At 40.4% G+C, this 337-nt stretch carries 1 rRNA gene; it reads right to left on the bottom strand.

What is annotated here, in order from left to right:
- Window positions 1-279: 279 nt before the first annotated feature.
- Window positions 280-337: ribosomal RNA gene (locus AC3A54_RS25565) — 16S ribosomal RNA — on the bottom strand; the annotation flags it as partial.

Raw genomic sequence — 337 nt, 5'->3', positions numbered from 1 at the left:
GCATATCGGTGTTAGTCCCGTCCTTCATCGGCTCCTAGTGCCAAGGCATTCACCGTGCGCCCTTTCTAACTTAACCTGAAAGGTTTGTTTCTCTTAATTAAATAAGAGAGAAAACTAAAATGGCGATTACTCGATGTATTTACTTGACTTCTTCATTACGATTATCTAGTTTTCAAAGAACGATGTTTTGAGAGAAATTGCACTCTCAAAACTAAACAAACAAGAAACAATCAAACAAACATGTTTTGTCTGGCTCATATGTCCAGCTTATATCCTTAGAAAGGAGGTGATCCAGCCGCACCTTCCGATACGGCTACCTTGTTACGACTTCACCCCA

The organism is Neobacillus sp. Soil_C_43, from assembly GCF_057656715.1.
Note: the sequence above shows the minus strand (reverse complement) of the source record. Positions and strands in the feature narration are given on the sequence as shown.